13 protein-coding genes are annotated in these 17242 nt (G+C 70.0%); 11 read left to right on the forward strand and 2 right to left on the reverse strand.

The window, feature by feature from the left end:
* The 9 genes from G7043_RS13690 (at position 1) to G7043_RS13730 (ending at position 14314) form a co-directional block, all read left to right on the forward strand.
* Positions 1-2481, forward strand: a complete 2481-nt coding sequence (locus G7043_RS13690) for a DNA gyrase/topoisomerase IV subunit A (protein WP_166045986.1) — start codon at positions 1-3, stop codon at positions 2479-2481.
* Positions 2482-2653: 172 nt separating this feature from the next.
* Positions 2654-3508, forward strand: coding sequence for a pentapeptide repeat-containing protein (locus G7043_RS13695; RefSeq protein ID WP_166045987.1), 855 nt, complete (start codon positions 2654-2656; stop codon positions 3506-3508).
* Positions 3505-3837 carry an STAS domain-containing protein gene (locus G7043_RS13700; protein ID WP_166045988.1) on the forward strand — a complete coding sequence of 111 codons (333 nt, stop codon included), beginning with the start codon at positions 3505-3507 and terminating at the stop codon, positions 3835-3837. The genes G7043_RS13695 and G7043_RS13700 overlap by 4 nt, the downstream gene beginning before the upstream one ends.
* 69 nt (positions 3838-3906) lie before the next feature.
* The gene (locus tag G7043_RS13705; protein ID WP_166045989.1) at positions 3907-4245 is read left to right on the forward strand and encodes a hypothetical protein; all 339 of its coding nucleotides are present in this window, start codon (positions 3907-3909) and stop codon (positions 4243-4245) included.
* A 319-nt stretch (positions 4246-4564) separates the two neighbouring features.
* Positions 4565-5749, forward strand: a complete 1185-nt coding sequence (locus G7043_RS13710) for a hypothetical protein (protein ID WP_166045990.1) — start codon at positions 4565-4567, stop codon at positions 5747-5749.
* A complete protein-coding gene (locus G7043_RS13715; protein ID WP_166045991.1) occupies positions 5746-7884 on the forward strand; it encodes a tetratricopeptide repeat protein in 2139 nt (712 codons plus the stop codon). The genes G7043_RS13710 and G7043_RS13715 overlap by 4 nt, the downstream gene beginning before the upstream one ends.
* Positions 7881-8366, forward strand: coding sequence for a flavin reductase family protein (locus tag G7043_RS13720; protein ID WP_166045992.1), 486 nt, complete (start codon positions 7881-7883; stop codon positions 8364-8366). Before G7043_RS13715 ends, G7043_RS13720 begins: the two co-directional genes overlap by 4 nt.
* A gap of 84 nt (positions 8367-8450) precedes the next feature.
* Positions 8451-11210 (forward strand): AfsR/SARP family transcriptional regulator, encoded by a 2760-nt coding sequence (locus G7043_RS13725; protein WP_313887853.1) that lies wholly within the window; start codon positions 8451-8453, stop codon positions 11208-11210.
* 101 nt (positions 11211-11311) lie between these two features.
* Complete coding sequence (locus G7043_RS13730) at positions 11312-14314, forward strand: AfsR/SARP family transcriptional regulator (RefSeq protein WP_313887854.1); 3003 nt, start codon at positions 11312-11314, stop codon at positions 14312-14314.
* A 4-nt stretch (positions 14315-14318) separates the two neighbouring features.
* On the opposite strand, the gene G7043_RS13735 is transcribed toward G7043_RS13730, so the two are convergent.
* Positions 14319-14756 carry an HflX-like GTP-binding protein gene (locus G7043_RS13735; RefSeq protein WP_207311132.1) on the reverse strand — a complete coding sequence of 146 codons (438 nt, stop codon included), beginning with the start codon at positions 14754-14756 and terminating at the stop codon, positions 14319-14321.
* 53 nt (positions 14757-14809) lie between these two features.
* Positions 14810-15262 carry a hypothetical protein gene (locus G7043_RS13740; protein WP_166045993.1) on the reverse strand — a complete coding sequence of 151 codons (453 nt, stop codon included), beginning with the start codon at positions 15260-15262 and terminating at the stop codon, positions 14810-14812.
* A gap of 153 nt (positions 15263-15415) precedes the next feature.
* Here G7043_RS13740 and G7043_RS13745 point away from each other — a divergent pair, with 153 nt between their 5' ends.
* Positions 15416-16270 (forward strand): DUF4394 domain-containing protein, encoded by an 855-nt coding sequence (locus G7043_RS13745; RefSeq protein ID WP_166045994.1) that lies wholly within the window; start codon positions 15416-15418, stop codon positions 16268-16270.
* An 87-nt stretch (positions 16271-16357) separates the two neighbouring features.
* Positions 16358-17218 (forward strand): DUF4394 domain-containing protein, encoded by an 861-nt coding sequence (locus G7043_RS13750; protein ID WP_166045995.1) that lies wholly within the window; start codon positions 16358-16360, stop codon positions 17216-17218.
* The last annotated feature ends 24 nt before the right edge of the window (positions 17219-17242 follow it).

The following is a 17242-nucleotide window of genomic DNA, read 5'->3' on the forward strand; positions in this document are numbered from 1 at the left end:
ATGGCACGCCGCAAGGGACCCACGACCAAGGTCGACCCCGCCGCGTTCGACCGGGCCGGCGCCCAGGTGCTGGACAACTCGCTGAAGACCGAGATCGAGGACTCCTACCTGGAGTACGCGTACTCGGTCATCCACTCGCGGGCCTTGCCGGACGCGCGGGACGGCCTCAAGCCGGTGCACCGCCGCATCCTGTTCTCGATGCACGAGCAGGGTTACCGGCCGACGCACGCGTACGTGAAGTCGTCGCGCGTCGTCGGGGACACAATGGGCAAGTTCCATCCTCACGGTGACACGGCGATCTATGACGCGTTGGTCCGCCTCGCGCAGGACTTCAGCCTCAACGAGCCGTTGATCGACGGGCACGGCAACTTCGGTAGCCCGGACGACGGACCGGCCGCCTCGCGTTATACCGAGTGCCGCATGTCGCCGGTCGCGATGCAGCTGGTCAGCGAGCTGAACGAGGAGACGGTCGACTTCCGGCCGAACTACGACGGCTCGCTCGAAGAGCCGAGCGTGCTGCCGGCGGCGTTCCCGAACCTGCTGGTCAACGGCACGTCCGGGATCGCGGTCGGCATGGCCACGAACATGATCCCGCACAACCTCCGCGAGGTGATCGGGGCGGCGCGGTGGCTGATCACGCACCCGGACGCGAACCTCGACAAGCTGATGGAGTTCGTGCCGGGGCCCGACCTGCCGACCGGCGGCATCCTGCTCGGCCTCGACGAGGTGCGGAAGGCGTACGAGACCGGGCGCGGCGTCGTGCGCATGCGCGCGAAGGTCGAGATCGGGCTGCTCGAGGGTTCCCGCGGCCGTCAGGCCATCACCGTCACCGAGCTGCCGTACGGCGTCGGCAGTGAGCGGATCGTCGAGAAGATCACCGACGAGGTGAACAAGTCCAAGCGCCTCACCGGTATCGCGGACGTCAAGGACCTCACCGACCGCGAGAACGGCATCCGGCTCGTCATCGAGTGCAAGGTGGGGGTGAACCCGCAGGCGCTGCTCGCGGACCTCTACCGGCTGACGCCGATGGAGCAGTCGTTCGGCATCAACAACCTGGTGCTGGTCGACGGGCAGCCGCAGACGCTGGGTCTCAAGGAGTTGCTGGAGGTCTTCCTCAAGCACCGCTACGAGGTCGTCACGCGGCGCACGAAGTTCCGCCGCCGCAAGCGCGAGGAACGCCTGCACCTGGTCGAGGGCCTGCTGCTGGCGCTGCTCGACATCGACAAGGTCATCAAGCTGATCCGGGGCAGCGAGAACGCCCAGGCCGCCAAGGACGGCCTGATGAAGCAGTTCAAGCTGTCCGAGATCCAGGCCTCCTACATCCTCGACACGCCGCTGCGCCGCCTCACCAAGTACGACAAGCTCGAGCTCGAGAACGAGCAGGACAAGCTGCGCAAGGAGATCGCGGAGCTGTCCGCGATCCTGGACGACGAGGGCGTGCTCAAGAAGCTCGTCTCGACCGAGCTGGGTGCCGTGGCCAAGGAGCTCGGCGGCGAGCGTCGCACGAGCCTCATCGACGGCGACCTCAAGGAGGTGCTGGCGGCGTCCAAGCCCGCCGGTCCGCTGGAGGTCGCGGACGACCCGTGCCAGGTCATCCTCAGCGCCACCGGTCTCGTCGCGCGCACCGCGGCGGAGTCGGAGGAGGTGTCCGAGGGCAAACGCCGGGCGGGCCGGGTGAAACACGACGCCGTGGCCGCGACCGTGCACTCGACCGCGCGCGGCCAGATCGTCCTGATCACGAACCTCGGCCGCGCGTTCAAGACCGACGTGCTGCCGCTCCCGGTGCTGCCCGAGCAGAGCGGCACCGTGTCGCTGCGTGGCGGCATGGCGGCGAGCGAGCTGGTGCCGTTGGAGAAGGGCGAGAAGGTCGTCGGCATCGCGCCGCTCGACCCGAAGGACTCTCCCGGTATCGCTCTGGGCACCAAGCTCGGCACGGTGAAGGTGTGCGTGCCGGAGTGGCCGGTGCGGTCGGACGAGTTCGAGGTCATCACGCTCAAGGACGGCGATGAGGTCGTCGGCGCCACCTGGCTCACCGACGGCAGCGAGACCCTCGCGTTCGTCAGCTCCGACTCGTCCCTGCTGCGCTACGACGCCAAACTGGTGCGCCCGCAGGGCCTCAAGGGAGGCGGCATGGCCGGCATCAACCTGAGCGGCGACGCGCACGTGGTGTTCTTCGGCGCGATCCGCACGGACGACGACGAGCACGGCGAGCCGATGGTCGTCACCTCGTCCGGTCAGAGCGTGAAGGTCACCCCGTTCAGCGAGTACCCGGCCAAGGGCCGTGCCACCGGCGGCGTCCGCTCGCAGCGCTTCCTCAAGGGCGAAACCCACCTGGTGCTGGCGTGGATCGGCTCGCGCCCGGCCGGCGCCGACGACAAGGGCACCCCGGTCGAGCTGCCCGACATCGACCCGCGCCGCGACGGTTCGGGCCACGCGCACCCCGGCCCGGACGTGATCGGGCACCTGGTCGAACGGGACTAGCGCGAGTCCTGAGCAACCTGTGACGAGAAGGGGGATCCGGCTGTCGGACGTCAGTAGGATGGTGTGGTTTCCGTTGTAGGGAGGCCGGGTGGGATCTGCCGAAGCGGAGTTACCTTCCTCCGGGTGGCAGCGCCCACCTGCCGGTTTCGTCGTCGGTGCGGTCGCGGTTCTCGTGCTGCTGCTGGCAGCGATCGTGGTTGTTCCCGAACTGGTCATCGCTCCGTCGCTCGACGTTCAAGGCAGCCAGGTCAGCAACGCTCGCGCGGCGCTGCGGGGGAACCTGCTCCAGGCGTTCGGGGGCTTGTTCTTCATCACCACGGCGGTCACCGCGTGGTGGCAACTGCGGCTCAATCAGCAGACGATGCTGCAGCGCTCGGAAGAAATCAGCTCGAGCGTGCTCCACAGCGCCGAGCAGTTGCGCATAGCGAACGAAACGCTTTCCACTGACCGCTTCTCTCGTGCGGTGGGGCATTTGGGCGACCCGTCGGTCACGCTTCGGCTGGGCGGCGTGTACGCGCTGACTCGGCTGGCTGACAGTTCCGACCAGGACAGGCTTCTCGTGATCGACGTGCTCTGCGCGTTCATCCGGACCCGGGAACACGGCACCGAGGGGCCGGGTCCTGTCGAGCCGCTGCGCCGCAGAGGCGCGGATGTCCAGGCAGCCTTGACGTTCCTGGCGAACCTGCCGAAGGAAAGCGGCAGGGCGATCGATCTGTCAGGTGCCGATCTACGCGGGTGTGACGTGGTGGGTGCGCGGCTGCGGCGAGCCGATCTCAGCCATGCCCGGCTGGACGACGCGGTGCTCATCGGTGCGGACCTGACCGACGCCGACCTGCACGGCGCTCGGTTCGACCGGGCGATGATGAGTGGAGCGCGTCTCGACGGCGCGGATCTCGGCGAGTCCTCCTTCGCGGGCGCGGATCTCACCGGTGCGCGGGTGAATCGGGCGAACCTGACCGGCGCCGACTTCGCCGGCGCAACCTTGGCGGCGGTCTCCGCCGAGAACGTCATCGGGCGGCTGCCATGACTTCGGACGCTCTCGAGTGCGAGGTCAGGTACGCGAACGGCCGGGTCGTGGTGCGGCTCGGCGGCGAGTTGGACTACGTCGCCACCGACAAGCTCCTGAACACTCTTGAAGCGGCGCTCGACTTCTCCCCGCGCGAGCTGATCCTCGACGTGCGGGGAGTGACCTTCATCGGAAGCGCGGGTCTGTCGGCCTTGGCCGGTGGGCTCACGTACTTCGTCGAAGCCGGCGGTGTGGTGACCCTCCGCCCCTCGCCTCGCTTCATGCGCGTGCTGTCGCTGGTGGGCATGGACGAGGTGTGGCAGGTGGACTGGAGCGACGGTGATCCGTGACGGCTGGTGCCGGCGCCGGTCAGTAGCAGGCCGGCCGGTGCAATGCCACAACAAACACAGGGGGATGTCATGAGCACGACCGTGACCGACGAACAGATCCGGGCTTTGGCCGCGACGGCGAAGCCTTACAGCCTCGCGACCCTCCGCTGGACGCCGGAGCGGACCATGGACGGCGCGGACGCGATCGAGCTCGAACACCAGCGACGCATGGTGTCGTTGCGCGCGGAAGGGGTGATCGCGGTGCTCTGCCCGGTCGTCTCCGACACCACGGCCGGCGTCGCGATCATGACCGTGTCCGCTGAGGAAGCCGCGGAGATCATGGCCGGCGACCCGTGTGTGCGGGCCGGGATGATGAGCTGCGAGGTTCTCCCGTGTCTCGGTTTCCCCGGAGACGCTCTGCCCGGCTGAGCATTCTCCAGAAGAACGGCCAAAGGCCCTGCTCGTACCCGCGAGCAGGGCCTTTGGTCGTTCTTTGGAGATGCAGCCTCCTTGTCGACCGGCTGTGGACGGACTGTCGACGGCGCCTGGGAACGTCGTCGGTGTTGTTCGACCGAGGGGAGGAGGAACCATGCAGAAGATGTCGATTCGCAAGGCCGGGACGATCCGCCTGACGAGCCCGAGCTACTACTGCCCGTGCTCCGCCAACTGATCCCGTGACACGGTCGGGGCTGGCCTGCGGATGGCGCGTCCAGCTCCGACCTCCACTTTCTGCTTGAGGGGGTGTGCCGTGTCCGTTCGACTGCATCGGCTCACGATGGTGGCGGAACGCGACGGTGTCATGGTCGGTCGTCCGGACACCGGTTCGTACGCGATGTTTCCGGCGGAGGGTGCGGAGACGTTGCGGCAGTTGGGGGCGGGGAAGCCGGTTGACGAGGTCGCCGCGTGGTACGAGAGCGAGTGCGGTACGCCGCTCGACTTCGACGACTTCTTCGAGGTGCTCGACGAGCTCGGTTTCCTGGTGCCTGAGGACGTGGACGCGCCGGTGGCGAAACCGGTGCGGTGGCAGCGCGTCGGGCGGTGGGCGTTTTCGTGGCCCGCTTGGGTTTTGTACGTCGCGGTGATGGTGGCCGCGGTTGTCGCGATGGTTCGGGTTCCGTCGCTGCGGCCGTCTTATGAGCTCTTCTTCTTCACCGAACACATTTCGTTGATCCCGATCGTGCTGACGTTCACGCAGATTCCGCTCGTGTTGCTGCATGAGTGGTTTCACGTGCTGGCCGGGCGCCGGCTCGGGCTGCCGTCGACGCTGGGCATCGGGCGGCGGTTGTACTACCTGGTCGCGGAGACGCGGCTGGACGCGTTGCTCAGCGTGTCTCGGCGGCAGCGCTATCTGCCGTTCCTGGCGGGGATGTTGCTGGACTTGATCCTGGTGGCGGTGTTCACGTTGACCGCGGCCGTGCTCATGGGCGAGAACGTGCCGGCGTGGGTGCCAGGGATGGTGCTCGCGATCTCGTTCAGCACGTTGCTGCGGCTGGTGTGGCAGTTCATGTTCTACCTGGAAACCGATCTGTACCACGTGATCGCGACGGCGTTGCGGTGCGCGGACCTGCAGAACGCCACTCGGTTCTTCATCCGGTCGCAGGTGCGGCGGTTGCTGCGGCGGCCTCCGCCGGTGCCGGACGCCGAGTGGACGGACCGGGATCTCGTGGTGGCCCGCTGGTACGCGCCGCTGCTGGTGCTCGGTTACGGGTTTTCGCTGGGCAGTCTCGCCTGGGCCGGAATCCCCACGGTGTGGCGGTTCTGGTCGACGGTGTTCGAGCGGCTCGCCGCGCCGGACACGCCGGCCTCGGAAGTGGTCGACACGTTGATCTTCCTCAGCATGGCCGTCGCGCAGTTGGGTCTGCTGATCTACGTCACCGTGCGGGACCGGCGTGCCCGGAAACGCACCAGGGCTATGCAAGGAGAGCTCGCATGACTTCACCGCAGGCCTGGCACAGCTGGGCGGTCACCTCGGACTCGCTGCCGCCGGTGCCCACTCCGCACGTCGAGGCGAGGTGTCATCGCCGGTTGCGCGGGCCGTACACCGGAGCGGGCGCGCTGCTGAGACAGATCGTGCCGGAGTTGTTGGCGCACAACGCTGATCTCGTGCTGCCGCGGGCCACGAACATCGTGGCGATCGCACCGGAACTCGCCGCGGTGCTGCCGTTGCCGGAGAAGACGCTCACCGAGGCGGCGGAACCGCGGGAACGCACCCGGTTCTACTCCGCCGGTCGTACCGAACGGCTGGTGCACGGCGTCGCGGAGTTGCTGATGGACTGGGCGCGGGTGCTGCACCCGGACGGTGTCGTGGTCGCCTTCACGGACGTGACCCAAGCCGATGCGACCGACCGCGAACTCCTGACGGTCTTGTTGCGCCGCTGCGATCCCCGCTGGTTGACGGTCGTCGTCGAGCTCGACGATCCCGGTGACGACACGGCGCTCGCCGACGCGGTGGCCAAGTACGCCCGAAGCGGTGCCCGCCGCGGCCGGGAACCGGTTCAGGGAGACGACCTGGCGCAGCTGTACATCGACTCGGACGGCACCCTCGACGACGAGGAGGCCTTCCGCGCCTACGACGAGCTGGCGCCGGACGAGCGGGCACGCCGGCACACGGCGCGTGCGGAAGAGCTTGTGGCGCGAGGAGAGCCCAGCGTCGAGCTGGGGGCGATCCCGTACCACCTCGAACGCGGGACGGACCGGATCCGAGCCGGCGAGGCGCTCCTCACCGCCACCACGCGGTGCCTGGAACTGGGGTACTACCACGCCTCGATGGACCTGGCCCTGCGCGGGCGGGAGCTGGTCTCGGCCGAGGACCAGCCGCAGCTGTACTGGAACCTGACCACCAAGGTCGCGGCGTGCCTGTCCTACCTCGGACCGGCGGAGGACGCCGCGCGGTATCTCGCCGAGCTGCGGCACACCACCGACGCCGAGATGCACATGCGGTCCAGCTACATGACCGCGATGCTGCACACCCGCTACATGCCGAAGGGCGAGCTGGACCACGAGCTCGCGCTGGAGTGGTCCAACATCTCGATCGTGCTCGCCGACAACTACCCGAAGCCCGAGCGGCGCACCTTCAACGGGGCGTTCATGCGCAACGGCAGGGCGCTGGTCGAGCTGCACCGCGGCGATCTGCGGGCCGCGCTGGACCTGGTGAACGAGGCGATCGGGATGACCGACTCCCATCTCGGGCACGAGGAACAGCTGCTGCACCGGTCGGTGCTCACGCACAACCGGGCTCAGGTGCTGGCGGCGATGGGCGAGCACGCCGCGGCGTTGCTCGACTACGACGACGTGATCCGGCGCGATCCGAACTACGGCGAGTACTACTTCGACCGGGCCACGGTTCGTCGTGCGGCGGGCCGGGACGCGGAGGCGCTGCAGGACTACGCGGCGGCGATCCGGCTGAGCCCGCCGTTCCACGAGGCCCACTACAACCGCGCGGACCTGCTCCGCGAGCTCGGGGACGACGAGGGTGCGCTGCGGGATCTGGACTACGCGCTGGAGCTCGAACCGGACCACGTCGACTCGCTCGTCAACCGGGTCGATCTGTTGCTGGAGAACGGGGAGGTGGCACGGGCGACCGCTGACGTCGACCACGGGCTGGCACTGGACCCGCACAACGCGCGGCTGCTCTCGGCCCGCGGCAGCCTGCGCGCGGACGCCTTTGAGCACGACGCGGCCTGGGCGGACTACAGCGCCGCGCTGGCCGAGGACCCGGCACTGGTGGCGGCGTGGGCGAACCGGGCCGTCCTGGCGTTCACGACCGGCCGGCCCCTGCAGGCGGTGGACGACCTCACCGAGGCGATCCGTCTGGCGGACAACGGCGTGCTGCGGATGAACCGCGCGATCGCATTGCAGGAACTGGGAAACCACCGCCAGGCCGTGCGGGACCTCGACGCCGCGCTGGCCGCCGGGGCGGACGACCCGGACCTGCTGTACCTGAGGGGCGTGAGCCGGCAGGCCGTGGGCGACGACGCCGGAGCCAGGGCGGACTGGGAGGCCCACCTCGCGGCGTACGGCGACGAGATCTCGCCGCACGCGGCGCGGATCGCGGAGAGTGTGGCGTGACGACGACGGTGCCGGAGGGGCTCTCGGTGGCGCTGCATCAGCACGCCAAGGGCGTCGCCGTCGTCACGGCCGGTCTGGCCGCGCCGGTGGGCTTCTGCGCCACGTCGCTCGCACCGGTCTCCCTCGACCCTCCCTTGCTGTCGTTCGCCATCAACACGGAGTCGGCGTCGTGGCCGGTCATCGAGACGGCCGAGCACGTCTCGGTGAACCTGCTGGCGGACGACCAGGAGGACGTCGCCCGCGCGTTCAGCCGGCCCGGTGCGGAGAAGTTCGGTCCGGCGACGCGGTGGTACCGCGACAGCGCGGGGTTGCCCGCGCTGCGCGGGGTGCTCTGCCGCTGGCGGATCGCGCCGCTGGAACGGGTCCGGGTGGGCCGCCACGCCCTCGTCGTCGGTTTGGTGGTGGCCGTCGAACGTGGATTTCCCGCCAAGTCGCCTCTTGTCCACTTCGACGGCAGGTATGGCCGATTGTCCGCTGATTGACCGCTTTTTCCCTGCTGACCGGCAATTTTGTCGCACTGCGACGGAGTGCGTATCCCGGTTGTCGCGGCCATCTCCTTGTACTGAGTGGAAACTGAGTTCGCCGCACCGCTGCCGCAGTTCCAGGTGCTGGGGCCGTTCGAGGTGCGCGTGCACGGCGAGATGCTCGACCTGGGCGGCCCGCGCATCCGGACGTTGCTCGCGTTGCTGACGGCGAACGCGGGCCGGGTGACGAGCGTCGGCACGATGGTGGAAGCGTTGTGGGGCCCGCAGTCCCCGCCCGACGCGCAGCGCACCGTGCGCAGCTACATCTCGCGGCTGCGGCGGGCGCTCACCGTCGACCGCCTGATCGTCACGCATCCGGCGGGCTACGTGCTGCGGCTTGAACCGTACGTCGTCGACGCCCGCCGGTTCGAACGGCTCGTCGAGACGGGTCGCGACGCGCTGTGCGCGGGCCGGCCCGCGGACGCCGCCGAACAGCTGTCGCTGGCGTTGACGCTGTGGCGGGGTGAGGCGTACGGCGAGTTCACCGCGACACCGGCGTTGCGCGCCGAGGCGGCCCGGCTGGAGGGCCTGCGGCTCGGCGCCGTCGAGGACCGCGTCGACGCGGACCTCGCGACCGGAGCGGGGGTGTCACTGGTCGAGGAACTGACCGGGCTGACCGACCGGCATCCCGGCCGGGAACGCCTGTGGGGGCAGCTCATGACCGCGTTGTACCGGGCGGGCAGGCAGGCCGAGGCCCTCGATGCGTACCTGCGGGCCCGCACCCTGCTCGTCGACCGGTTCGGGCTCGACCCGTCACCCCGGTTGTCCGAGATCCACCAGCAGGTGCTGGACAACGACGCCCAGCTGTTCGGCGTGCCGCTCGCCGCACCGAGCGAACCCGCCCGTGACGACCTTCCCGGCGACGTCGCGGACTTCGCCGGCCGCGAGGCCGAGCTCATCCTGCTGGAGGCCGCGCGGGCCACCGGACGGCCCGCCGTGGTGATCCAGGCGATCGACGGCATGGCCGGCGTCGGGAAGACGACGCTGGTCGTGCACGCGGCGCACCGGTTCGCCGCGGACTACCACGACCGGCTGTTCATCGACCTGCACGGCCACGCGTCCAACCAGCCACCCGTCACGGCGATGGCGGCGCTCGACGCGCTGCTGCGGGCCCTGGGCGTGCCGCCCGACCGGATTCCGCAGGACCCGGACGCGCGGGCGGCGTTGTGGCGGGCCGAACTGGCCACGCGTTCGGTGCTCGTCGTGCTGGACAACGCCGCCGACGCCGCGCAGGTGCGTCCGCTGCTGCCCGGCACGTCGCGCAGCCTGACGCTGATCACGAGCCGGCGCCGCCTGGTCGACCTCGACGCCACCCAGGTCGTGTCGCTCGACGTGCTGCCGGAGGCGGACGCGGTCGCCCTGTTCACCAGCGTCGCCGGCGGTGACCGCGCGGACTGCCCGGTGCACGAGGTCGTCGCGTTGTGCGGGCATCTGCCGCTGGCGATCCGCATCGCCGCCGCGCGGCTGCGCGCGCGTCCCGCGTGGACGGTGGGCTATCTGGCGGAACGGCTGCGCCAGGCGCACTCTCCGCTCACCGAGTTCGCGGCGGGAGACCGCAGCGTGGCAGCCGCGTTCGCCCTGTCCTACGAACACCTCGGCGCACCGCAGCGACGCGTGTTCCGGCTGCTCGGCGTCCATCCCGGCCCGGACTTCGACGCGTACGCCACGGCGGCACTGGCGGGAGTGGACCTCCCCGAGGCCGAGCGGCTGCTGGAAAGCCTCGTCGACGACCACCTGCTGCAGGAACCCGCGCCCGGCCGGTACCGCTTCCACGACCTGGTCCGCCAGCACGCCCACGCCGTGGCGCTGACGGACGAGCCGGAACCGTTGCGGCACAAGGCACTGCGCCGAGTCGTCGACTACTACCTGCACACCGCGCACAACGGCAGCAGGCTGCTCGACCAGCAACACCCGCCGATCACCGTCGACCCGGCCGACTGCGTTCCGCACCCGCTGCCCGACAGCGCGGCCGCGATGGCGTGGTTCGACGCCAACCATCGCTGCGTGCTGGCGGCGCGGACGGCGGCCGAGGACGCGGGCTGGGACACGGTGGTGTGGCAGCTCGCCTGGTCGCTGGACAACTTCCACTACCGCCGCGGGCACCTGCACGACAACATCGCCTCCTGGCAGGTGGGGCTCGTCGCCGCCGAACGGCTGGGCGACCTGGCCGTGCAGGCGCGCGCCCACCGGCGGCTCGGTCTGGTGTACGCGCCGCTGGGCCGGGACGCGGAGGCGTTGCTCCACTTGCGACGGTCGCTGGTGCTGGCGGAGCAGGTCGGCGACACGCTCGGCCGGGCCGGCGCGCACCTCGTGCTGGCCCTGGCGCTGACCTGGCAGCAGGACGACCACGGCGTGCTCGCGCACCTCACCAGGGCGAGGGACCTGTACCACCGCATCGGGAACACCCAGTGGGAGGTCCGCGCCCTGAGCATGATGGGCGCCTCGTACACCCGCCTCGGCCACCACGCCCGCGCCCGCCGCTTCTGCGAGTCCGCGTTGACGTTGTGCTTGCGCCACAACGATGTCTACGGCCAAGCGGACACTCTCGACAGTCTCGGCGCGATCGCGGCCAACACCGGCGACCACCACCAGGCGCTGCACCACTACGGCCGCGCCCTGGCGTTGTGGCGCGACCTCGACAACACCTACCGGCAGGCGGGCACGCTCGCCGCGCTCGGTGACACGCATCGCGACCTCGGCGAACGCGAACAGGCGCGGCAGTGCTGGCAGGAGGCCATCGACCTGTACCGCAGGCAGAACCTCCACCTGGCGGCTGATCGCATCGCGCAGCGCTCGCAGTGACGGCGGAGGTTCGGTGATCGACGATGTTCGACCAATCAGACCGGTCGGTATGCGCGGAACAGTCCTTGTGGGGCCTTTGTCGGGGAATTAGTTTCGAACCAGTGGCGAACAAGGCTGTCCGGATCCAGGTGCTGGGTTCGACGCGGGCGTGGCGCGAAGGGGCGGAGCTGGAACTCGGCCCACCCGGACGGCGCGCTGTGCTGGGGTTGCTCGTGCTCGCCGAAGGGGAGTCGGTGGCCACGCCGGACCTCGTGGACGCGCTGTGGGGGGATCGGGCGCCGCGCAGCGCGGTGAACGTGTTGCAGACCCACGTCAAACACCTGCGGCAGATCTTCGAACCTGGTCGCACGTCACGCACCGGCAGTGATCTCCTGCCTTATTCGAACGGCGGCTACGCGGTCAACGTGGACGCCGTGGACGTCGATCTGATGTCCTTTCACCGGCTGGTCGCCGAGGCCAACGACGCCCAGCGGGACGAGAGTCAGGAGCGGGTCGCGGCGCGGCTCGGTGAGGCGTTGGGGTGGTGGCGCGGCCGGCCGCTCGCCGACCTGTCCGCGCTGACCGCTCATCCGCGGGTCGTGTCGCTGGTCGCGAAACACCGGGAGGTGCTGGCGCGGTACGGCGACGCGATGATCGCGATCGGCGCCGCCGCCGACGTGCTTCCCGGTATCGCCGAGGCCGCCGCCGACCAGCCGCTGGACGAGGCCGCCCAGGCCCGGCTGATCCGCGCCTACCACGCCGTCGGCCGCCGGGCGAAGGCTTTCCAGACCTACCACGAGGTTCGCGACCGGCTCGTGGAGGAGCTCGGCATCGACCCCGGTCCCGAACTCCGTGCGGCGCACGCGGCTCTGCTGCGCGACGACAGCGACGTGACGGTGGCGAGTGCGCGGTCCCGGCCCGCTCCGCGCGTGCCCAGACAGCTGCCGGCGCAACCGCACGGCTTCACCGGCCGGAGCACCCAGGTGTCCACATTGGACGATCTGGTGCCGGCGAGCACGAGCGGTGCGGTGACGATCGTCGCGATCTCCGGTACCGCGGGAGTGGGCAAGACGGCGTTGGCCGTGCATTGGGCGCACCGCGTCCGGGACCAGTTTCCGGACGGGCAGCTCTACGCGAACCTGCACGGGCATTCGAAGGGCGGGCCGACGTCGCCGATCGAGGTGCTCGCCCAGTTCCTCACCGCGTTGGAGGTGCCGGCCGAGCGCGTGCCCGTCGAGGTGGAGACGGCGGCGGCGATGTACCGGACGCTGACGACGGACCGCAGAGTGCTGGTGGTGCTGGACAACGCGGCCAGCCCGGACCAGGTGCGGCCGTTGCTGCCCGCCGGACCGGCGTGCGTCGTGGTGACCGCCCGGGACCGGATGACCGGCCTGGTCGCCCTGCACGGCGCCCGGCAGGTCACGCTCGACGTGCTCAGTCCCGAGGACGCCATGGAGTTGCTGGCGAGTGTCTTGGGACCCAAGCGGGTCCGGGCGGAACCGGTGGCGGCCGCGGAGCTCGCCAAGCTGTGCGCTCATCTTCCGCTCGCGTTGCGGATCGCGGCCGCGAACCTCGCCGACCACCCGCACCGCGGGATCGACGACCACGTCGCCGACCTGAGGGACAGCAACCTGTTGACCGCCCTTGCCGTGCAAGGCGATGAACACACCGCGGTGCGAACCGCTTTCGACCTCTCCTACGCCGCGTTGCCCGCCGAGACACGGCGGTTGTTCCGGCTGCTGAGCCTCGTGCCGGGAGCCGACGTCGGCGTCGAGGCGGTCGGGGCGCTCATCGGCGCGGAACCCGATCAGGCCGCGCGACTGCTGGACCGGCTGGCCGGCGCTCACCTCGTCGAACCGCGGGCGCCCGGCCGGTACGGGTTCCACGACCTGCTGCGCCGGTACGCCGCGGAACGCGCGGAGACCGACCAAGACCTGAGAGCCGCCCAGGACCGGTTGTACGACTGGTATCTGGGTGCGGTCGACGGTGCCGCCCGGCTGCTCTACCCGCACATGCTGCGACTGCCGGTGCCCGTCGCCGAGGCCAGGACCCCGGCGGGCGTCACGGCGCCGGCGGAGGCGTCGGCCTGGCTGGAGTCCGAACTGGGCAACCTCGTCGCGGCGGTCCGGACCGGGCCAAGACCCGCGGCCTGGCTGATCGCGGACGCCCTGCGCGGCTACTTCTGGATGTGCACGCGCCAGGTCGAATGGCTGGCCGTCGCGGAAGCCGCGCTGGCAGCGGCCGAGGAGGACGGCGGGGCGCGCGAACGGGCCGCCGCCCGGCTCAGCCTCGCCGACCTGTACTTCCGTCAGAGCAGGTACCGGGAGGCCGTCCACCACTACACGCACGCACAACTGGTGGCGCGGCAAGCCGGCTGGAGCGAGGCCCAGGCCGCCGTGCTCGGCAACCTCGGGTGCGTCTATTGGCAGTCCGGCCGGCTGGACGCCGCCGCGGTCCGCTTCAGCCGCTGTCTCGCGCTGAGCCGTGGCATGGGACTGCCCGCGGGCGAGGCCGTCGCACTCGGCAACCTCGGCCTCGTGCACTGGGAGATGGGCCGGCTGGCGCAGGCGGCCGAGCACTACACCCTTGCCCTGCACCGGTACCGGGAGATCGGGTCCCACTACGGCGAAGCGCTCAACCTCGGCAACCTCGGTGAGACGCAGCGCGCCCGCGGGCTGCACGCCGAAGCGGCCGAACTGCTCACCCGTGCGCTCGCCCTGCACCACGAGGCAGGCAACCGCAACGGCGAGGCCCTGGAGCGCAGCCGGCTGGCCGCGACGTTCCTCGATCTCGGCCGCCGCGCGGAGGCGCTCGACCACGCGCGTACCGGCCTCGCGCTGGCGCAGGAGACAGGTGATCCGCGGACCGAGGTGGAGGCGCTCGCGGCGTTCGCCGCCGTGGACCTCGCGCTCGGGCACCGGGCGGACGCGGTTCGCCGGTACCGCCAGGCACTCGAGGTGGTGCGCGGCACCGGCGACCGGTATCCCGAGATCGACATCCTCCTCGGTCTGGCGACGGCCACCGCGGACCTGGGAGTGGCGAGGCAGGCGCTCGTCCTGGCCGAGCGAGCGGGGTATCTCGGCCTGCGAGACCGGGCACTGTCCGTTCTCTCGGCTCTGGAGTGAGCGCTCAGTCGTCAGCGAGGACGTCGGAAAGACTCAAGGCGGGGCGGCCGAGCATCGCCGTGAGAGTGTGGCGCTGACGCTCGGTCAGCGCGGCAACGAAGATCACGGCTCGGGCGTCGGTCTGCTCGCAGGCCTCGGCCACCTCCCGGACCTTTCCGTAGCTCAGCAGCGTCCGCGACGAGAAGGGCAGGCTCATCTTGTGGACTCCGCCGTGCGAGACGCCCCGGCGCTGAACGAACTGCCCGACGACGTGCGCGCCGCGTGCTGCCAGTTGTTCGGCCGCCGACGCCATGAGCGTCGCGAAGTCCTTCTGCTTCGCGGAGAAGTAGCCCACCAGCACCACGCCCGCGCCCGCCGCGGTGAAGGGCGGAGCCTGGCGGCGGACCGGCTCCGATGGCGCCCGGCGAGCCGGGCGCCGGTCGCGCCTTCGCGGCTGATGCATGCGCCACAGGCTAGATGTCCGGTGTGCTGCGGCGACACGCGTTTTCGTCCGGTCTAGTCCACTACGACGTCACCGATGCCTTTGCGCATGACCTTGCTGGAGCCGTTCGGCCACACGTTGATGTAGGCCCAAGGATTGGCGGTTCCGTCGGTGCCGTCGCCGTTCTTGCACGAGAACTCGGACATGTTGAACGCCTCCCACGCCCCGGTGCCGTCGTCCAGCGGAACGTGCTTCTCCTCCGCGCTCGTGACCCAGTCGCACGTGGTGCCGTCGTCCGCATGCGTGATGTGCGGCGTGACGGCGGTGATCTCGCCTTTCACCACGCACCACGTCACGTGGTACTGGTAGGCCCACCGGCCGGGGTTGGCGAGCTGCGCGGACACGGACGTCAGTTCCGGCGTCGGACACTCGGCCTCGTCCGCGGCGCCCGCGGTACCCGTCGTGAGTCCGGTGGCGACCAGCATCGCGCATCCCACGACCGCTGTCGTTCTGCGGTTGAACCTCATCGCTGCCCCCTCGAACTTGCGTGCCTCCAATGTGGTGCCTGGGCCAGGGCGTCCGCAAGGTGCGTGCGCAGTAAGTCCAATCGACGTCCAACGGCCGTCCAGTCCAGCCGAATAGGTTGTGCCGCAAGGTTTTCCTACAGGGGAGCAGGACTGATGAAGGCACAGCTCAAGAGGGGTGTCGCCGCGGCGGCCGTGATGGTGTCGGTGCTGGCCGCGGTGGTCGGCGGCGGTGGGAGCAGCGCCGCGCAGCCCACGGGTCTGCGGGCGTTCGGGATCTCGGCCGACGGCACGTTGATGGCGACGTTCACGACCGATCGGCCGCAGGTGCTGGACTGGGTGCGGACGATCCAGGGTTTCTCGGGTGACACGGCGGCGATCGGCCTGGACCACCGGGTCCAGGACGGCCAGATGTACCTGGTGGGCAACCACGGCGGCGTCTACAAGGTCAAGCTCAACCCGCCCTACGACCCGGTCATCACGAAGGTCTCGCAACTGACCATCGCGCTGCACGGCACGAACTTCGGCGTGGACTTCAACCCGGCGGCCGACCGGCTCCGCATCGTCAGCGACCAGGGTCAGAACCTCCGCCACGACCTCAACACGAACACGACCGTCGCGGACACGACCCTGACCACTCCGCCGGCGGGGACGACCAAGGGCGTCACGGCCGCCGCGTACACCAACAACGACCTGAACGCGGACACCGCGACCACGCTGTTCGACATCGGCACGATGACCGACCAGGTGCTCATCCAGTCGCCGGCCAACAACGGCACCCTGGCGCCGACCGGCAGTCTCACCGTCGACGCCGCCGCCAACGCGGGCTTCGACATCTTCAGCACCCTGAGCAACGGGAAAGCGGTCTCCGCGGCGGGCTTCGCCACTCTCGTCGCACCCGACGGCAGCACGTCGCTCCACAGCGTCAACCTGCTCAACGGCTCGGCGACCGTCATCGGCAAGTTCCCGCTGTCGATCACCGACCTGACGATCTCGTTGAGCGGATACTGACACACGCTCTCACCACGGCCGTCCAGTCGACGTCCAGTCCCGATCAATACCTTGTGCCGCAGGCTTTTCCTACCGGAAGTGGGACTGATGAGGGCACAGGTGAAAAGGGGCGTCGCCGCGGCGGCCGTGGCGGTGTCGGTGCTGGCCGCGGTGGTCAGCGGCGGTGGCAGCAGTGCCGCGCAACCGGCCGGCCTGCGGGCGTTCGGCATCTCGGGCGACGGCACGTTGATGGCGACGTTCACGACGGACAAGCCGACGGTGCTGGACTGGGTGCGGGAGATCCAGGGTTTCTCGGGTGACACGGCGGCGATCGGCCTGGACTTCCGGGTCCAGAACGGGCTGATGTACCTGGTGGGCAACCAGGGCGGCGTCTACACGGTCAAGCTTCCGTCCACGCCGACTCAGGACCCGGTCGTCACGAAGGTCTCGCAGCTCAGCGTCCCGTTGTACGGCACGAAGTTCGGCGTGGACTTCAACCCCGCGGTCGACCGCCTGCGCATCGTCAGCGACCAGGGCCAGAACCTGCGGCACAACCTCGGGGACAACATGACGACCGAGGACGCGATCCTGTCCACCCCGCCCGCCCTCGGCCCGACCAGGGGCGTGACGGCCGCCGCGTACACCAACAACGACCTGAACGCGGACACCGCGACCACGCTGTTCGACATCGGCACGGCCACCGACGAGGTGCTGATCCAGTCACCGGCGAACAACGGCCTGCTGTCCGCCACCGGCAAGCTCACCGTGGACGCGGCCGACGCGGGCTTCGACATCTACAGCACCCTGAGCAACGGCAAGGCGACGTCCTCGGCCGGGTTCGCCACCATCGTCGCGGCGAACGGCGCGGCGACGCTGTACAGCGTCAACCTGCTCACCGGTGCGGCGACCAGCGTCGGCAAGTTCCCGGTGCCGATGGCGGACCTGACCATCTCGCTGACCGGCAGCTGATTTCCGTCCTGAAGGGACGGTCGC

The sequence above is a fragment of the Lentzea alba genome, assembly GCF_011067745.1.
GTDB classification, from domain to species: Bacteria; Actinomycetota; Actinomycetes; order Mycobacteriales; family Pseudonocardiaceae; genus Lentzea; species Lentzea alba.

Bases quoted from the DNA above. Each gene is read 5' to 3' on its own strand.
- G7043_RS13735 (WP_207311132.1), bottom strand. From the start codon at position 14,756: ATGCATCAGCCGCGAAGGCGCGACCGGCGCCCGGCTCGCCGGGCGCCA.
- G7043_RS13745 (WP_166045994.1), top strand. From the start codon at position 15,416: ATGAAGGCACAGCTCAAGAGGGGTGTCGCCGCGGCGGCCGTGATGGTG.
- G7043_RS13750 (WP_166045995.1), top strand. From the start codon at position 16,358: ATGAGGGCACAGGTGAAAAGGGGCGTCGCCGCGGCGGCCGTGGCGGTG.
- G7043_RS13705 (WP_166045989.1), top strand. From the start codon at position 3,907: ATGAGCACGACCGTGACCGACGAACAGATCCGGGCTTTGGCCGCGACG.
- G7043_RS13690 (WP_166045986.1), top strand. From the start codon at position 1: ATGGCACGCCGCAAGGGACCCACGACCAAGGTCGACCCCGCCGCGTTC.
- G7043_RS13740 (WP_166045993.1), bottom strand. From the start codon at position 15,262: ATGAGGTTCAACCGCAGAACGACAGCGGTCGTGGGATGCGCGATGCTG.
- G7043_RS13700 (WP_166045988.1), top strand. From the start codon at position 3,505: ATGACTTCGGACGCTCTCGAGTGCGAGGTCAGGTACGCGAACGGCCGG.
- G7043_RS13715 (WP_166045991.1), top strand. From the start codon at position 5,746: ATGACTTCACCGCAGGCCTGGCACAGCTGGGCGGTCACCTCGGACTCG.